The following is an 18,014-nucleotide window of genomic DNA, read 5'->3' as shown; positions in this document are numbered from 1 at the left end:
AATGCGAGTTTCCATGTTTTATCTCCTTGAATATGCTGGAGATACAATGTCTTTTTGCCAATTATGTTCCAAAAGTGAATAGATATGCGCCAAAAAGGACAGAAAACATCGAACACAAGACGGTGATCATTACTTAAAATTCTGGAGTATTTATTTTATTATTTCATTTTTTTGTAAAAACAGCGCGTCTTCTAAAATTTTAGTTTTTATATTGTACTTATAATTAAAAGAATGCTTCAATTATTCAAAATAAATATCAAAAGTATTCAATTCAAAAAGCTATGAGAGATAAAAGAGAAGGAAGAAACATTAGTGTTCTAAGCTGTTTTTCCTTCTCTTATTATTCTATATCAAAACAATGCTAGAAAAACTTTCTAAGTTCTTTGAGTAAAAACTCCCAAAACCAGAGAGGAAAGTTGAAAAGTTTTGAGACAATGTCCAAAAGTTTCGAGATTCTCTCCAAAGTTTGTTTTTTAGTTTCGCCCGCAGTTTTTTTATACGATGTAAGAGCACTTTGATTTGAGAGATAAATTTGGTTTGATGGACCATCTTGTACTAAGAAAGTGCATTTTGTAAAGGTCATGTGTTCCCCCTTTATGACGTAGGGATTATGAACTGTAATCGGTTCATAGGTGCTACAGGTTTTCACTTTTGCATTTGCAGTTGTCATGGATTCTGTTTCAAATGTATGTGTGTAAAGGTTACTTGTGTGTTTTTCGGGTTTACTGTCGATTAAAATACATTCATCCATTACGCTTTTTATGGGTGCATTTACTTTGTTTATAAAGTTTTTGAGATGTTTAGAAAATTGAGTTTCTAAGGATAGGATTTTTAGGGATGGGATTTTTATGATTGTATTCATTTTATCAAGTTTTTTTAATACTTTTTTTATTAAAGTCCCGTAAATGTCTTTAATGTTTAAAAAATCACGAACACCAAGTTTACTGATGGCATTATAGGACCACCCTGAAAGACATGCGATCATTTCAATTGATTGCTCGTCGCCTTCTTTGCTCTGTATTGCTTTTAAGTCTTTAAATTTCGGGCGGCGTAAGGTGATTTCTGTGTATGTCTTTCCTTCCACTTTAATAGGTACAAGTAATTGGTACGTGGCTAGTTCTGTTATATTCATTAATAGCTTCTCCTTGCTTTCTAAATTAGATGCAGAATGATTTATCAAATTTCCATTATATCATGTTTGTCAATAGCTTAGGCAGTAAACTTGGTGATGGTTATGTAGAATGAAATTCTAACAAAATGGACAAGATGAATTTAGATTTTAAGGGGAGACAGAAGCGCAATTTGCTTTATGATATTAGTGGGCTATTAAGTTTGTTTGCTCAATTATTTGTGTTGATAAAAACTTCTCCATGAGCCATTGTTATATGCTGTATTGTTACAATAATATTTGCGTGGGTAGTTTTAAGGAGAGGGAGTTTGTGGCTTCTTTTTTCTTTGAGCGTTGTAAACCACTTCTGATAAAAGATGTTGTCGGAAAAGTGATGTTGTTATCATGGAGAGGGATAGAGTTTGGGAGCGTTTTTGTTGATGATATCAATGAAAAAAAGCTGATGAAGATAGGGCAACATGAATACAACAAAATGCGCTATTTTGGATTGGGAAATATATCTCTGAAGGAGAGTTTTGATCTTTTAGCTTCTTTTGCGTATAGTTTTAAAATTGCGATTTGCTATGCTTTAAAATTAATTATAAAGTGAAGCGCTAAGTGTTTATTTACGTGTTGCGTGTGCGTGCGGATCAGACATTGGATTTATGCATCAACAAGATGAATTATTCTCGAATAAAGTAAAAGAATAAAGAAAATTTATTATTTTATTCCCTGTGGATAAAGTTAAAATAGATTTATATTTATAAATATAAATTATTATTTTTCTATAAACGTAAAATTTAAATATTTTTAAATTTAAGAAATGTGACTTTCCTGATGAAACATAAATATACATTACCATTCATTATACTTATCGTATGTTTATCAACAGGAGGTTTGATTTCTACCGATATTTTTTTACCAGCACTGGGCGATATGCGTCAATATTATCAAGTGACACAATCTCAAATTCAAAGTGCAGTGGCGGTTTTTTTGTTGGCATTGGCACTTGGACAGCTCATTTATGGGCCGCTGAGTGATAATTTTGGGCGTAAAAAAACACTTCTATTGGGCTTATTCTTGTGGTTATTTACGACACTTGGTGTGATTTATACGGTTCATATTCACGCTTTTCTTGTGTTACGTTTTTTGCAAGGTCTTGGTGCTTGTGCGGGACTTGTCTTAAGTCGTGCAATTATCAATGATTTGTTGGATAAAAAAGCGGCTGGAAAACTTTATTTGATTGTTTTTCCTTTTATTGGAATGTCACCAGCACTTGCACCTTTCATTGGTGGACTTTTGATACAGGCTTTTCATTGGCAGGCAACTTTTATCTTTTTAAGCTTTTTTATATTTTTGACCATTTTGCTGTGTTGTTTTGTGCTAACCGAAACTCTACCTCCTCAGAAGCGGCAGCATTTTTCTCCGGTAGGATTTATGAAGGCATATTTAGGTGTTCTCAGAAATAAACAATTTATTTTTTATGCACTTATTCCGTGTTTTTCTTACGCTGCCTATTTTGCTTATATTGTGGAGTCGCCTTTTTTACTCACGACTTTGGGGTTATCGCCGATACACATTAGTTATAGCTATATTGGTGTTTCGTTTCCCTATATTTTGGGAAATCTTTTGGCGCGATGGTTTTTTGAGCGCGAGTCTATGGAAAAGACTGTGGGGAGAGGGTACATTATTTTTGTGATAGGTGGTGTGCTGTTTGCTTTGCAAATGTATCTAAGCCCATGGCCCCTTGTGACAAGTTTTATGGCTATTGCTGTTCTTACTTTTGGCAATGGTTTTTTATTGCCGTTAGGGACAGCGTTGGCTATTTCATCGCATCCGAAAGCTGCGGGAGCAGCTTCTGGTGTTATGGGATCTTTGCAATTAGGAAGTGCGGCACTCAGTGCAGCGGTTATCGGAAAGATATCTGGTCATAGCCCACGGGCTATGGCAACTTTGTTAGCTGTGTGTTGTATGATTGGTTTTATCATTTATATTCAAAAAGCGCGTCATTTTATGACTTCAGAAATGAACTGAGTAAAATGATAAAAAGAAAGCATTATGCGGAAATGTTTTTGATGTTGTTCACGAATGGGGTACCTGTACATTAGATGAATTTTTTTATTAAGTTGTTGGATTGAGTGGGTTTAAAATTTGTTACAAGCTTAGTTTGAGTTTAACAAATCGATTATGATGGGGGGAGAGTATGAGCCTAGAGTTTCAACATATTTTCATTATATTGGATGGGAAAAGTTTTGGCTCTAATGCATGTTTTAAATAAGGGGAGGAATTGATCAATGAGCCTTCCTATTATTATTCTTTCTCCTGTAATGCCAATTTGGGATGGTGGTGTTTTTTGTTCTCCATTGACAAAGCTATGCTTATCAAAAGGATACCCAGTCACTCTGTTGGATACGCTTTCTCTTTTTCCTAAGGGTTCTCATGTGCTCAATCATGCTGCTGTAGACATTTTATCTTTTATGGCAGAAAAACTTAAAAGCTATTTTAAAGAGCCCGCAGTGCTTGTGGGATTTTCTATGGCTGGAATGTTGGTACAAATATTGGCAGCACGGCTTCCCAATGTTCAAGCTGTGCTTGCTGTGAATGCACCTGGCTATCCAGATAAGGTTTTGCAACGGCGCCTTGGAGATATTCTTGCCTCCTTAGAAAATAATGATTTGTCGGGGGCTTTGGAAATACTCAATGGTTTTATGCATCCTTCTGGCATTATGAAAAAAAGAGTTTTATTGGAGATTCCCGATAAACAAAAAAGCGTGGCAATTGAACGCATGAGAAGAGGGTTTAAACTCTTATTAGAAATAGATGCTAGAGATGAAATAGTTAAGTATAAGGGGAAGTTTTTAGCTTTAGTGGGAGAAAAGTCGCAACTTGCAACGGTAGATAATCAGACGAAAAGTCATAATCTGAACCATGAATATAAGATTATTTCTGGTGCTGGTACGCGTTTGTGGGAGGATAATCCTACTATGACAGATGCAGTCATTGATGAGTGGATTGATGAGTTATGAAAAAGAAAGTTCTTGTATTACCTGGTGATGGGATAGGACCAGAGGTTTGTGATGCTGCGTTGAGGGTCTTAGAGCAATTCCAATTGCCGATTGAATTGATTTATGGTGATATTGGTTTTGAATGTTGGAAACAAGAAGGAGATCCTATTCCAAAAGAGACCTGGAAAAAAATTTCTGAAAGTGATGCTATTTTACTTGGAGCTGTGACCAGTAAAGGAAAAGAAGCGGCTTTAAAAGAACTTGCACCGCATTTAAAAGAGCAAAAACTTGCCTATGTGTCACCGGTTATTCAGCTTCGCCAAAAATTAGGGTTGTTTGCAAATATACGCCCTGTCAGATACATCTTTGGTCCGAGAAAACCTTTTCATTTTTGTGTTATCAGAGACAATAGTGAAGGCCTTTATGCTGGATTGGATTTTCGGGGTATTTCTCCTGAAACAGCCGTTTGGCTAAAACATCCCAATTTAACAAAATATGGGCTTGAGGAAGCTGCGTGGACAGTCCGTTTGCAGACACGCTTTGGTTTAGAGCGGTTATTTGAATATGCTTTTTCTTATGCGAGGAAATATGGCTTTAAGCGCGTTACTTTTGCTGATAAGCCCAATGTTATGCGAGAAAGTGGACAATTTTCTCAGGAAATTTTTGAGAAGATTGCGCAAAACTATCCGGAAATTGAAGCAGATATTCATAATGTTGATGCGGTTGCTTTGTGGATAGCAAACAAGCCAGAGCAATTTGGGGTGATTGTTGCTGAAAACATGTTTGGCGATATTCTCTCTGATCTTGCCGCTGGAGTCATGGGGGGATTGGGGCTTGCTCCTCATGTGAATGTGGGGAGCGAGATTGCTTGTTTTGAGCCTGTTCATGGCAGTGCACCACGTATTGCTGGACAGAATAAAGCAAATCCTTCTGCGATGCTTTATACCACGGCTTTACTTTTAGAGCATTTAGGTTTTAAAGATGCAGCAAAACAACTATCTGAGAGTGTTGATCAGGTTATTCGTGCTGGAAAAACTGTTACCTATGATCTTGGAGGTGTAGCCTCTACCCGTCAAATGGCTGAAGCTGTTCGCAATGTTCTTGTGAATCCTGTCTCTATTTGTCATGCGGCAATTATTACGATTGGTGATGAACTCCTTTCAGGACAATATTTGAATACGAATTTGCAGGATTTGAGTCAGAGCTTGAATAAAAGAAATATTCAAGTCACGCGTCATTTTGTTTGTGCTGATCAATTACAGCAAATCAGTGAGACTGTTGTTTCTTGCCTTGGACAAGAAGATCTTATCATTATCAGTGGGGGATTGGGACCAACATCAGATGACATAACACGTGATGCGGTTTCTCAAGCTGTAAAGCAGCCTTTGGTACATCATGAAGATGTTTGGCAAACAATAAAAGGTCAATTACAACGATTAGGGATTTTGGTGGATAAGAGTAATGCGCGTCAAGCATTGTTTCCTGAGACGGCAACCGTGCTTGATAATCCTACGGGTACAGCACCAGGCTTTTATCTTTCTTGTGATGGAAGTACGCTTGTTGTTTTGCCTGGTCCGCCATCACAGGCTCTTGCGCTTTTAGAGAATTATTTAGAACACAACGAGAAGAAATATTCTTTTGTATCGCGTGCGGGGTATGCATGGACTTTGATTGGAATTGATGAAAGTACCATTGCGCAGTGGGTTGATTGTCATCTTGAAAATGAGCCATTTGAACGGCATTTTTTATGGAAAAGCCCCTATGTTCTTGTGCAGCTTGTTGGTCAGTCATCGGCACCTTTGGCACAGCATTTAATCGAACAATTTGAAGATCATTTTCACTCCTATTTGGTTGGTGCAGAAGTTACTACTGCTTGTAAACAATTGAAAAAGCATACAGAGGTTCATTGGTCTTCCAATGATCCATATCTTTTAAAATATTTTCAGCCCATAGAAAAAAGTACAAAAAATATTCCACTGCTTGAGGTTGAAGTGAGCCTAGAACCTTCTATCGAGACATTAGAAAATCAAGAAGAAAGCCTTGGACATGCCACGATGACTATACGGATGAAAGGTTATGGTGATGATCGTGTAACTTTTCCCTATACGCGACCACTTTTAGGTGCCGTCTTACAAGAATATGCAGCTTGGTTGGTTTTAAAAAGAGTTTTGCAAACTGAGAAAAGCAAATGAACCTCTATGGGGACGTAAAAATATTGCTCAAATTATTGAACGTTCTATTATAAGAAGTATTTTGATCCTTTTCTTAAGTGGTTTTTATCTATAGGTTAAACTTTCTTTTAATGTGTAATTAAATCACTTTGATTAATTCAAGATTAAGAAAAACTTTACGATATTAGGCTTGCTACATTCAATATTTATAATGATTAATTATTATTATAAATCAATTCGTTATCTTTCATAGAGCTGATGACAAGGAATCCAGAGACTTCATGTGCCTCAAGCGTTGTAAATAATTGAGATTCTTTGTAAATCAAAAAGCGATGGTGTGAAAAGACAAGAAGTTGTGTCATTTACAGGAAAGCTTTGCAAATTTTATTGAAAAATATGTCCAGTTTATTGCGAATATGTGCCATTCAGTTATCTGATAATAAATTGCTGTAAAGAGCTTATAAAAATTTTTCCTTTAAGTTTTTGTGTGATTGCACGATCGTTGGGTGTTCGCTTCCGAGGGGCGATATTTTTCAATGTGATAACAGGAAGAATTATTTTTCTGTAAGACGTGAAAATTCAAGGAGTGATTATTTTATGCTTTTGTTTTCTTTTCGATTGGTAATTTTTAGGAATTTGTTTGAGGAAAATATTTAATGCGGTGCGTTTGTGAATGTGGTTAAAAACATTTTACGCGTGTGTGGGGGAGAAATAAAATGTGTCTTAATTGTTGATAAGAGTGTCAATGTTTTTGATGAACAAATTTTAGGCGTAATTCTTAGTATCTAGATAGGAAGTTCATTGCATTTTTAACAGTTCGTGTCCTATCTGTTGTGATGCGCAGTGGTCTTTTTTAGCAAAAAAGAAAGGGCTTTTATGTATCAGATTGATTACAACAGTTATCGTTCTGTCAAGAGTTTTAATCGTCGCGTTCGTTTTCTCGTTATGCATTATACGGCTCTTGATTTTAAATCCTCGATTATGGCGCTTACAGGAGAAAAGGTTAGTGCACACTATCTTGTTCCTGATCCTTCAGAGCAGACATATCGTGAAGCAGGCTTTAAGGACATGCGTATTTTTAATCTGGTTGATGAAAATGAGCGTGCATGGCATGCGGGTGTGAGTTCATGGGCTGGGCATAGTCATCTCAATGATGCATCTATCGGGATTGAAATCGTTAATTTAGCGACGGGTCATTTTGAGTCTCCAGAAGAGACAGTTGATTTTATGGCTTATCATGATGAGGGTGGTATATTTCCTCCTTATAATCCAATACAAATTGATGCCGTTAAGGAACTTGCCTTGAATATTCTTCAACGGTATCCCGATATTATGCCAACTGATGTTGTGGGACACAGTGATATTGCTATTGGAAGAAAAAGTGATCCAGGAGCAGCTTTCCCATGGAGAGAACTTTATAGGGCAGGTATAGGAGCATGGTATGATGATGAACTAAAAAGTCATTATCAAGAGCAATTTTCTAAGAACTTGCCGCCCAAAGAAGATATTTTGGCGAAGCTAAAATGTTATGGATATGACATTTCTGCTGCGTGTACCCAAACAGGATACAAAGATTTGATCCGAGCATTCCAACTTCATTTTCGTCAAGAAAATTATGATGGGATTCTAGATGTTGAAACAGCAGCAATTCTTTATGCATTGGTTGATAAATATTTTCCGTGAATTCAACGTGTTTTAATTGAAAATATGGTTATGATGACGTGTAAGCCTTTTTCTTATCAAGAGAGGCTTCTTTTTTCCAATGCGCTTTATGTAAAAAAGGGCATTAATCGTGTAAAAAATCCCATGTACGGTATAAGGCGTTTTATGGAAACATAACGCTATAGAATGCTTTATGATTTCCAGAGATTAAATTTACTGGTTCTTTGTCTTATATTTTGCTTCCTTTTTTACAGTGACGTTCATAAAGAATATAATCTAAAGTCCTCTATTAAGTTAGCTTCATTTTTATGCTTAATAAAAGTGCCTAGAACCATCATAAACTTTGCCAGATCTCAATGTTACTACAGTCCTTGGAACTTAAAACGATTCATAAAGGGTTTTCTTTACTCGTTTTTATTCACACGGCTCTCTCCATTCGTCGTGTACAAGTGAATGGTTTTGGTTGATTGAAACATGGGACAGGTCTGAAATGGAGAATCCTACGATATTCTGGACTTTTATTCAACATGCAAAATAATAAATTGTCATTATAAATTAATGTGATGCAGATTCAAAAAAAGGTGGGTCGTTTACAGATTGCTACTGATAGGAGTCTCTATTCTTTAGATGGGGAAGAGGTTAATTCATTTTTTGAAGATATATCTATTTTCTCTTTTATTGCTTTAGGGGATATTTTCATCGTTTTGATAACATGTTTCTTGATGATTAAGTTTTTTAATGCGCGGCAGTGTTGTAAAATGTTGTGTTTTAGGATGTTAATAGAAGACACATTCATGCATATCAAAAACACAATGATGTCTTGTTTTTTTCAATATTTTATTTGTTCAGTACAGAACTTACCTGAGAAGTTCATGACCTAAATTAACAAAGGTTAGGTATAAATTACCAACAAAAATCAATTTGGTAATAAAGAAAAGGTATTTGTTCACCTGGGTACGCAAGAGATTGTTTGAATGGATGTGTAAGAACCGACGTATGCAGTGTTCTTATCAAGTACATCAGGTTAATTTTCTGAGAATATTTTTGTGAAAGTGAGTATTTTTTTTCAAAAAGACAAGAAAATAACGATCAAGAAAGATGCTCATGATGTTTGATTACAAAAATAAAAACTGGCAACATATGTTGCCAGTTTTTAAAATCTTTAGCTTAAATAGTATTAGAATGAACGCTGTAAACGGATCATACCTTGAAAAGCACTTTTCTTATTGAATAAATGTTTTTCATCATTATTTTTATCCGTCACAACGCGATCATCATTCCAAGAAACATAGGTTAATTCAGGTGTAATCACAAATCCTGGAACCAGCGTGTATGTAATATTTACAGAAGTTGCAAAGGTTTTTACAGCACTATAAGAAACTTGAGCATTCAAATTTGCCTTCGGAGTGAGTTTGTAAGTGGCACCCGCCCAAGCAGCCCATTTACCACCCCAGTTTGCATAAATCGTTGTGCTTTGTCGTGATAATTCATCATTTTCATTTACTGTGTAGTAATCAAGGCCGTTTTTATAACCAGCCATTACCCATAGATTGAAACGATCGTTGACATTGAAATCTGCACGTACTTTTCCAGCCCACTTTTTGTAGTAAGTATCATATGCTGCAACCGCTGAAAAACCACCCCATTTTTGCATAAACTTGATACCCAAAACTACATTGGGTGTGTAATTTTTAATTGCTTTACTTGGAAGAGTATCCTTCGTGATAGGAACAAGCTTATCATCTTTATCAATATAGTATCCGCTTATTCCAGGAAGAGCATCTGAATTATTGCCTAGTTCAGCTCCGATAATAGCAGAAAAGCCGGAGTCACCATTAAAGGTGTAGGAAATAAAATTAGTGCGTGTTGTGCCTGCAGGTGCTATGCTGTCATCATTGAGAACATTTCCATAACCACCAGTCCAGCTGTTGAAAATTGTGTCATCAAGACCTACGCGAAAACCACCCAGTTCAATGTAAGCGGCTGAAAGCCTTGCACCAGCTTTATCACCACCATCACCCCAGCTTGAGAAAATTCTTGCATATGAACGAAGTGTCCCCATTTCTGTTTCAGAAGCTGCTTGAAAAACAAGGGTGAGCCGTGATGCTGCGCCATAGGTTTTTCTTTTGTTTCTTAGTTCAGTTTCGCTTGTTGCATCGATATTATCACCGCCTATAAAATCAGTACGAACATTTCCTGATAAACGCATGCAGGTTTCTGTTCCAGGGATATAAAAATATCCTTTTCCGTAGGCATCACAAACGCGAACATATTCTACAGGTTCGGGTTCGGCGATAACTGTTGAAGCAGCATGTGCTCCAGAAATTGTTAAAAAAGCTGCTGTAGAGCTTAAAAAGAGGGATTTAATATTCATATAGGATCTCCGAGGTCCGTTAATTTTCTTCTAAATTCTAAAGGGTATCATTTACCTAACGCATTAAGGACAAAGACATAAGTAAAATACGCGGCACTTGTTATCTTAGCTATACTAATCTTTTTAGATATTCAAATATGAAATTACCTTTTTGTAATGTATACATGTACTATTCGAGATAATGTGGTAAAAAAGACACAATTTTTGTTTTGTTAACTTTTTATCCCTATGGGCTCAATAGGAGAAAAATTTCAGATATTTGGGAAAAAAATCGAAAATGTCTTGAACTTTCTGTTGATACCATTTATGCCTCTCTGTTGGAGAGGTGGCCGAGTGGTCGAAGGCGCTCCCCTGCTAAGGGAGTAGGGCTCAAAAGGCTCTCGAGAGTTCGAATCTCTTCCTCTCCGCCATCTATTGTTATAAAAGCAGTTGATTGTGTATAGGAATTTTTTTCAGTGATTTGTGCTCATTTGCTTTTCTGCTAATCTCAATTTTGTGAAGTTTTTTGATTGCTTTTCTTGCTAGACGTTTTCTATCAGCTACTCTGCTATAGAGTGGTGCTATTTTATCTTCCTTCCATCTCAATTTATGTGCGAAATTGTATTATGTGCGAAATTGTAATACCTGTATTAGCAGCGCGTGTGGTTGCTCATTTTCTTAATTCCTGTGTTGATTTTAAATTTTATGTTTCATGAAACAAGTTACAAAAATTTCTTTTCTAATGGTGTAAACTAAAGCAAAACCAATGGGGGATATTTTAAGCGCAATATGTTTCATGTAAATCGCTATGCCAATTTATATTAAAGTAAATATGATCAGTTGTGGAAAAAATTTATCGCGAGAAAGATGGGTTTGGTTCAAAATTTCTCATGCTTTTGTTGATAAAGGAAAGCGAAGCTCTGTTATAGCATCACATTGACGTTGCATATTTTTTAGCTAAGGATTGCTTATTTATTTTTATGGATATAGGGAGCAGCACGCACGTTTGTAAGAATAAGCGGCCGTAAAGCTAGATGTTACGGATTTTGTTCTACAAAGTGTTTTTGACTTCCCTATATCGTTCCAATCGTTTGGTGGCACATTTATTTTATGACGTTGTTTTGCTAAGCTTTTGCTTTTGTGTGTCAATCAACACCTACTCCTTATACAACAGCATATTTGAGATCAATATTTTAAGATGGCTTACTGCTTTATCGGTTATGTCAGCTTTTATATATCAAATAGGGGAGAAAATATTGTATATATTTGCTAGCGAGTCATTTCTAAAAACGGAAGGATCTTTTTAATTTTGAGAAAATATAAAAGCAAAAAAGGTGGAAGTTATCTCTTATTTTTATCATCATCTTATTAATTCAGTTTTATAACTTTCATAAATCTCTATGGTCGTGTCTTTTAAATAATGAAGATTATGTGTCTTACGTTTTTGTTTATCCTGTTGGAATTATGCCTCTCATATAAAAAGAATGTCCTAAACACAAATATACTTGTGTTGCCAATTTATGCACTTGTGTTAAAGAGATATCTTTCAATGTGTATAAGCCCATTTTGCGACGGCACCTCTTAAATGGTATAAAACACAAAAGTTTCTTTATAATTATAAAGCCTTATAAAGCCACACCATTTGTATACTTATGAAGATGCAAAGAGGCATATTATATATCTGCCTTCCTGTTGTTATAGATTTTAACTATGAGAGTTCATAAAAGGCATTTTTCCTTTTCTAAATTGTTTTTATTTATACGGCTTTCTCCACTTAATGATGTGCAAGCAAATGATTTTGATTGTTTCAACCATAAAAACAGATTTGAAAAGAAAGAATCTTACAATATTCGAGTTTGCTATATTATCATTATAAATCAATGTGTTGCTTTATAATTTCATTGTATATTGAACGTTGGATGTGGCAATGCTCTCAAAAAAGTATCGATTTCTTTTAGAAGAAAACATTGTGGGTGAAATGTTATGGTTTTTCTCTCATAGCGATTTGTGGGAGTGTTTCATCCATTTCATGATAACCAAACCACACATGAAAAAAGTAATGGTCGGTAATATTAGATAGTAAGATGGAGAAACTTTTGCAGGAAGAAAAGAAATAATACTTAATACTGTAATTGAAAATATTCTTCCGCTAAAAGATACAGCACCAACAATACCGGAAATATGCTGCGTTTGTTTTTGGTTAAGTTCTGAGAAAAATAAGCTTTTGGCCCCTATTGGTACAGTGCAAATAAATCCATGGATTAAAGAGAAGGCGATGACTGATGCAGCAGTTTGATGGCTATGAACTAAAAAATAGAGCGCTATGCACATCAGCGCAGAAAAGAAGGAAAAATATTTTATAGAATTCTTATATTTTTTATCAAGAACATGATACTTAGACATCAGTAAATTTGAAAAATATTGTGCTGAAAAGGCTCCAATATGGCAGCACATCAAGACGAGCATTTGCGAACCGTTGAGGTGATGAATTTTTCCTCCTGAAAGTATTATCGGTTGCCAGAAATGATAAATAATCTGAATACCAGCGCTAAAAAGGCACATGAGGAAAATAAACCATGCTCCTCCTACTGTATTTTGAAATATCCAGAGCGTTTCCTTGGCATTGTGCAAGATTGTTTTTGTTTTGGACGTTTCAATTGTCGTTTTCTTTTCTTCCGGAACAATAAGGAATATCAAAAAAATAAATCCCATCATGAGGCATGAGATGATATATCCCATAAAATATTGTCCAGAGTAATAGATCGTTCCAATTCCTACAATTCCACTGAGAATACTTCCGAAAGAGTTAACTTGGTGGTAGAGATGAGCATAATGCGAAAAGTGATCCTGTTTATCGCCTAGAGAATGGTAAATCCATCCGTCAATGGCGCTGACAATGATGCAAATGCCCGCTGCATAGAGAATTTGCGCAATAATAAGTGCTGTCATATTAGGAGCTTGAAGGCATAGAAGATAAAATACTCCTGTCATAAAGACCCCAGCCATAACGGAATATTTACGTCGATATCTGTCAGATAAAACAGCGCAGGGAAAATCAAGCAGCAGAATGGTGGTGGAAAAGACAACCTGAAGCAGAGCTAATTGCGCCAGACTAACTCCCATGGACATTAAAAAAATAGCATGGTAAACACCAATGAGCATGCGGACAGCATTATAGGATCCATAGTTGAGAGCGAGGGTGCGTGGTCTGTTCATTGTGTTGTTCCACAAACCTTACAGTGAGGATTTTTCTTTAGAGAACGCTCTTCTGTGAAAAGTTGGCTGCTCCATATCCCCACACGGTGATCAGTGGAAAGAAGGCTTCCATAACCACCCAAAAATTTAAGAGCATCATTAGCACACATGGCAGCTGAAAGTGCATTAACAGGGGGAAATGTAGCAACTTTGAAGTTATTATTAATCATAACACAAGCTTCATAAATAAGATGATCACTTTTTGCTGGAAGATTACCTATAGACGAGCTACATGCGTAACAACCAGTTTTACCAGGTATGTAAAATGGACCAAAGACAGCTATATCATTAACATAACCGGAATTTATATAGGCTTGTTTATTTTTCACACACCATTCATTGATCCATAGGCCTAGCTGAACAGGTGAATCAGCAGAAATGATCCATAAATCAGCTTTGGGTAATTTGTTGATATCCTCTTTTTCAGTAATCAACATTTGTAATTCATGAACTTCAATTTGGCTGTTTCTCCGCATCAGCTCACGTTTAAGAACAGTTGTTTTCGGAAGACCGATATCTTCTTCAGTAAAAAGAATTTGTCTGGTAAGGTTGGTTATCTCGATCACATCATTGTCAACAAGAGTCAATTTTCCAACGCCAGAGGATGCAAGCATTGCTGATACATGATTACCAATCCCACCACACCCTAAAATGACGACACTTTTTTGCAAAAGAGTATGCTGAACGGAGGTTGGATGCATACCATAGCTTTGATAATGGAGATGACTTCTGGAATATCGATTATTGAGGATATTGTCTGATGTTTCAGCTTTGACAAGAAAATGGTTAGAAACAAGAAAATCAAACGCACGGTCAAAATTTTCTTTTAACATGATTAATGATAGTGAATTGTAAACTTCATCTACTGTCTTTTTTTTGATCCATTGTGCCGCAATAAGCACTAAGTTCTCCCAAAAATTTTTATCATTGATAATAAACTGCTTTGAACCTGCACCAAAAATAGCATCCTCTTCACGAACAACAACACGTGTGTATTTTCCTAAAATATATTGTTGTTTCATTTCTCCTCCCCACTTGTAGAGTAAACCAACTTTTCCCTAGATTTATTTTCTAGGGAAAAGAATTTTCTTTAGTCATTAATTACATTCTGAATGATCCATGATCCCCCCCTTTATTGATGTTTTCATTATTCACCACATTACATGGGAGGAGGATCCTATATGAAAATATTATTATTGTAAATACATTTTTATGATGTAAAGTAAATATTCCTACATCAAATATTGATGAATGTACATTGAGAAAAGAACGCATCTCATCAGTTTAAAACTCTATGATCTTTATCAACTTAAAAGTAATAGCATAAAATATACGATAAAAAATGAATAAATTTCAATCTTTGTAAAAAACACAAACTTTTTTACTGCTGCTGATAAAAAACAAAGCTATATTATAAAGTAGTCGATCACTACATTGATTGTGGTTATCCGTTTTGTATACGCATCATTTCATAAATGTTAATATATTTATTAATCAAAATATTATTTTTGAAGCAATTGTAATATACTATTAAAATATTTTAAAGTTACCTATAAAGTGATTAAATTTCTCCTATAGAGATATAAAGCTAGACAGAAAAATCTATGACTATTTTATTGAATAAATTAGTTTTTATAGCTTTATTCTGTTTGTTAAGTATTTAATTTTTGTACAATTTATCCCTTTTTATTTTTATCATAGATTATTTTAAATAGATTTAATAAATTTCATTATTAATTTTTCAATACAAATTTAATTGTTTATTTTAATTTATTGCATACGAGAAAATAAAAAAATGTTTACAAAAAAAAGTTCTGTTGAGAGAAGGCTTATTGCTTATCATATTTTTGCTAACATATCTTTTATCTACCTCGCATGGCTATACGGGTATGGGTAAATTATTTTGTCCCCAAGTTGTTAAGGAACGTGATGATGCGGTTCAGAAGTTGGATTCAGCAAAGTTTGAAAAAGACAATGCGGAGAGAGGATGGAACGATACAATGCAAATATTGGGGGTGTCGGTAGAGGACTTGAAGAGAATAGCTTTTGAACAGAAGGCACTCTATTTTGCATTGCTGAAAAATATGCCAAATAACAAGCAACTAACTTATAAATATGAAATAACGCAAAAGCGGAATGCTGCAATTTTTGAACGGCTCGAGAAGGTTTTTACTTTATTTGAGCATGTTGAGAAAAGAACAGAGGCTTTTCGAGAATTAAATGAAGCAAAAAAGCTTAAGGATCAGTCTCAAGCATTACATTATTTAGAAGTGATTTCTAAACATCATGAACATATTGATAAATTAAATCAAGAGATTAAAAGGATAGATCACAAAGTTGATAATTTAAATAACAGGCTTCAAAGTTTGAGGAAAATATTTCGATAAGAAACGAAAAGTTATTCATTTAGAAGACACGTTTGAGCAACGAGATAAAGCTCTTACAGCACAAAGGAGGAAAGAAAAGTGACGGCTCTTATGGCGCTTTGCGGATGACAAAAGATGAGCTCATTCTCTCCCATGGGGAAAACCAAATCCATTTGAATAGCCAAGGTTTGGTGCTTTCTCATCAATCAACCCGTGTTGAATTAACGGGTAGTGTGCACATTCAAGCAGAAGATTTACAGCATAATCAAAAATCTGTTGGCGCAAGCCACAAACACGGTGGGGTCAAAATGGGTCCCTCCACAACCTCTTCCCCTCTTTAAAGGAGTTTATTATGCGTGAGAACACTTATGTTATTTTAACCAATGCCGATTTTGTTGCAGGCAAGCGTTCACCGGGCAAGGGTGAGGAAATTTGTTTAAGTGAGGAAGAGGCTAAATATCCGTTGCTGCTTGGTCAGATCACTGAAAAACCAGCACCTGTTGTTTCTGCGCCCCCAACTGTTTCTACCACAAAGACAAGCAAAGGAGCTTAAAGCATGCGGTGCGGGATGAGCGAAAAGGATGGCTCTCTTTTATATGGCTTTGCACATTGTCAACAGTCACTTCGTAAATGTCTGACGACAAGAATTGGGACACGGGTTTTGCGTCGTCATTATGGATGTGATGTTGGAGCATTCCAAGACGCCAATGCTGATCCTGCGACGATGATGCAGCTTTATCAAGCAATTGTTGAAGCACTCGATGATCCAGAGTGTGGAGAGCCTGGGTTCTCGTTGCAGAGGATTGATCTGACAAAAGCAACGCGTGAAGGTACATTTCATTTTGTTTTAACGGGTGTTTTTTATCCCGATGGGCATTTGGGGGATTGGTCACACAAAGAGCCAATGAGCATCAATTTAGAGGTTGGTGATGACAGAGTTTGAACCTTTATCCATTCCACAAGCTCCCCCTCCACAACTCCCTCTCCCACAAATTATTGAAGAGCTTTCTGTTGAAGCCATTTTAGAGCAAAAGATCACGCGTTTGACTGAGCTTTTTGCAGCGCATCATATTCCTTATAATGTAGAAAAGACGGCTTATGATCCGGTTGTCATTCAATTGCAAGCGGCGGCTTATGAAGAGTTGCTATTGCGCCAGCGAATTAATGAAGTGGCGCGAGATAATTTACTCACATTTGCCCGTGGAACAAGTTTAGATCATTTGGGGGATTTTCATGGGGTCACGCGCCTTTTGGATGAAGATGATGAGCGGTTTCGCCGCCGCATTCGCTTGAATAGACAAGGACATTCCACAGGTGGCACAGCGCCACGTTACCAATATTTTGCCCTCTCAAGCGATATCCATGTCAAAGATGCTTTTGTTTATCGTGTGGCTAAAAGTCCACTTATTCATGTTGCGCTTTTTAGTGACGCCCCTTCAGGGGTGGCTGATGAGGCTTTAATTGCCAAGGTACAAGCAGCCCTTGATGCCCCCCATGTTAAAATGACCAATGACCACATCTTTGTGAAAAGCGCGGTACAGCGGATGATCAATGTTTCTGCTGATTTTTGGTTGTTACCGGATGAAGGCTCCTTTGTTTTGGAAAGAGCGGAGCAGAATTTAAGAGCAGAATGGGCGCGTGCGCAAAGGCTTGGGCGTGATCTGTCTTTAAGTTGGATACTAAGCCGCTTGATAGTTGAGGGCGTTCACCATGTGAACATAACGCAACCTTGTGAGGATATTTTGGTCGCACCTGATGAAGCGGTCGCACTAGGGGATATTGTTTTGTCTGAACGGGGGCGTGCTTATTGATGCTTTCCTCACTTTTGCCCCCGAATTCTAGCTTGTTTGAACGTTGTTTTGCAGAAGCAATGGCTCTTGACCCTCACGTTAAAACCGCACTGGAAGAAATACCCCGCGCGAAATTTATTACGCGTCCGCCTTCTTGGTTGCCCTTTTTAATAGACGAATATGGCTTACAAGAATTAAACCCTTATTTCTCTAACCTTTATGATTTAATTGATCAGGGTCTTGCATGGCAAAATATTCGCGGCTCCCTTGCGGCAATAGAGATGGGGCTTGAATGGCTAGGGAT

At 36.4% G+C, this 18,014-nt stretch carries 15 protein-coding genes and 1 tRNA gene; 12 read left to right on the top strand and 4 right to left on the bottom strand.

Annotated features, from left to right (window positions below; all coding sequences use genetic code 11):
- Window positions 1-361: 361 nt before the first annotated feature.
- On the bottom strand, window positions 362-1,132 hold the full coding sequence (locus tag ACFIJR_RS08195) for a phage tail assembly protein (protein WP_375653969.1): 771 nt from the start codon (window positions 1,130-1,132) through the stop codon (window positions 362-364).
- Between the two features lie 307 nt (window positions 1,133-1,439).
- Between ACFIJR_RS08195 and ACFIJR_RS08190 the strand changes: the two genes are divergently transcribed.
- From ACFIJR_RS08190 to ACFIJR_RS08170, 5 genes are all read left to right on the top strand, one after another.
- Window positions 1,440-1,718 (top strand): hypothetical protein, encoded by a 279-nt coding sequence (locus ACFIJR_RS08190; RefSeq protein ID WP_375626773.1) that lies wholly within the window; start codon window positions 1,440-1,442, stop codon window positions 1,716-1,718.
- Between the two features lie 227 nt (window positions 1,719-1,945).
- Window positions 1,946-3,142, top strand: a complete 1,197-nt coding sequence (locus ACFIJR_RS08185; RefSeq protein WP_375626771.1) for a multidrug effflux MFS transporter — start codon at window positions 1,946-1,948, stop codon at window positions 3,140-3,142.
- A gap of 260 nt (window positions 3,143-3,402) precedes the next feature.
- The gene (locus ACFIJR_RS08180) at window positions 3,403-4,134 is read left to right on the top strand and encodes an alpha/beta fold hydrolase (RefSeq protein ID WP_375627454.1); all 732 of its coding nucleotides are present in this window, start codon (window positions 3,403-3,405) and stop codon (window positions 4,132-4,134) included.
- Window positions 4,131-6,305, top strand: coding sequence for an isocitrate/isopropylmalate family dehydrogenase (locus tag ACFIJR_RS08175; protein WP_375627455.1), 2,175 nt, complete (start codon window positions 4,131-4,133; stop codon window positions 6,303-6,305). Before ACFIJR_RS08180 ends, ACFIJR_RS08175 begins: the two co-directional genes overlap by 4 nt.
- Before the next feature lie 855 nt (window positions 6,306-7,160).
- Entirely contained in the window at window positions 7,161-7,967 is an 807-nt protein-coding gene (locus ACFIJR_RS08170) for an N-acetylmuramoyl-L-alanine amidase (RefSeq protein ID WP_375652028.1), read from the top strand.
- A gap of 1,156 nt (window positions 7,968-9,123) precedes the next feature.
- Here the strand turns inward: ACFIJR_RS08170 and ACFIJR_RS08165 are convergent.
- On the bottom strand, window positions 9,124-10,320 hold the full coding sequence (locus ACFIJR_RS08165) for a porin (RefSeq protein ID WP_375653967.1): 1,197 nt from the start codon (window positions 10,318-10,320) through the stop codon (window positions 9,124-9,126).
- Between the two features lie 319 nt (window positions 10,321-10,639).
- Here ACFIJR_RS08165 and ACFIJR_RS08160 point away from each other — a divergent pair.
- Window positions 10,640-10,730, top strand: a tRNA-Ser gene (locus ACFIJR_RS08160).
- 1,564 nt (window positions 10,731-12,294) lie between these two features.
- Here the strand turns inward: ACFIJR_RS08160 and ACFIJR_RS08155 are convergent.
- A complete protein-coding gene (locus tag ACFIJR_RS08155) occupies window positions 12,295-13,515 on the bottom strand; it encodes an MFS transporter (RefSeq protein WP_375653966.1) in 1,221 nt (406 codons plus the stop codon).
- A complete protein-coding gene (locus tag ACFIJR_RS08150) occupies window positions 13,512-14,576 on the bottom strand; it encodes a ThiF family adenylyltransferase (RefSeq protein WP_375653964.1) in 1,065 nt (354 codons plus the stop codon). Before ACFIJR_RS08150 ends, ACFIJR_RS08155 begins: the two co-directional genes overlap by 4 nt.
- A gap of 867 nt (window positions 14,577-15,443) precedes the next feature.
- On the opposite strand from ACFIJR_RS08150, the gene ACFIJR_RS08145 reads away from it, so the two are divergent.
- From ACFIJR_RS08145 to ACFIJR_RS08120, 6 genes are all read left to right on the top strand, one after another.
- Complete coding sequence (locus ACFIJR_RS08145; RefSeq protein ID WP_375653963.1) at window positions 15,444-15,941, top strand: hypothetical protein; 498 nt, start codon at window positions 15,444-15,446, stop codon at window positions 15,939-15,941.
- 104 nt (window positions 15,942-16,045) lie between these two features.
- Window positions 16,046-16,261 (top strand): hypothetical protein, encoded by a 216-nt coding sequence (locus ACFIJR_RS08140; protein WP_375653962.1) that lies wholly within the window; start codon window positions 16,046-16,048, stop codon window positions 16,259-16,261.
- Between the two features lie 11 nt (window positions 16,262-16,272).
- Window positions 16,273-16,473, top strand: a complete 201-nt coding sequence (locus ACFIJR_RS08135; protein WP_273790108.1) for a hypothetical protein — start codon at window positions 16,273-16,275, stop codon at window positions 16,471-16,473.
- Window positions 16,474-16,476: 3 nt separating this feature from the next.
- Window positions 16,477-16,863 carry a GPW/gp25 family protein gene (locus ACFIJR_RS08130; RefSeq protein WP_273718804.1) on the top strand — a complete coding sequence of 129 codons (387 nt, stop codon included), beginning with the start codon at window positions 16,477-16,479 and terminating at the stop codon, window positions 16,861-16,863.
- Entirely contained in the window at window positions 16,850-17,731 is an 882-nt protein-coding gene (locus ACFIJR_RS08125) for a baseplate J/gp47 family protein (protein WP_375653961.1), read from the top strand. Before ACFIJR_RS08130 ends, ACFIJR_RS08125 begins: the two co-directional genes overlap by 14 nt.
- Window positions 17,731-18,014 (top strand): phage tail protein (locus ACFIJR_RS08120; RefSeq protein ID WP_375653959.1); only part of this gene is annotated, 284 nt, incomplete at its 3' end. The genes ACFIJR_RS08125 and ACFIJR_RS08120, both read left to right, overlap by 1 nt.

The organism is Bartonella sp. OD88NMGDW (assembly GCF_042193775.1).
Lineage (GTDB): Bacteria > Pseudomonadota > Alphaproteobacteria > Rhizobiales > Rhizobiaceae > Bartonella > Bartonella grahamii.
The sequence above is the reverse complement of the archived record's forward strand: the minus strand, read 5'-3'. Positions and strand labels throughout refer to the sequence as shown.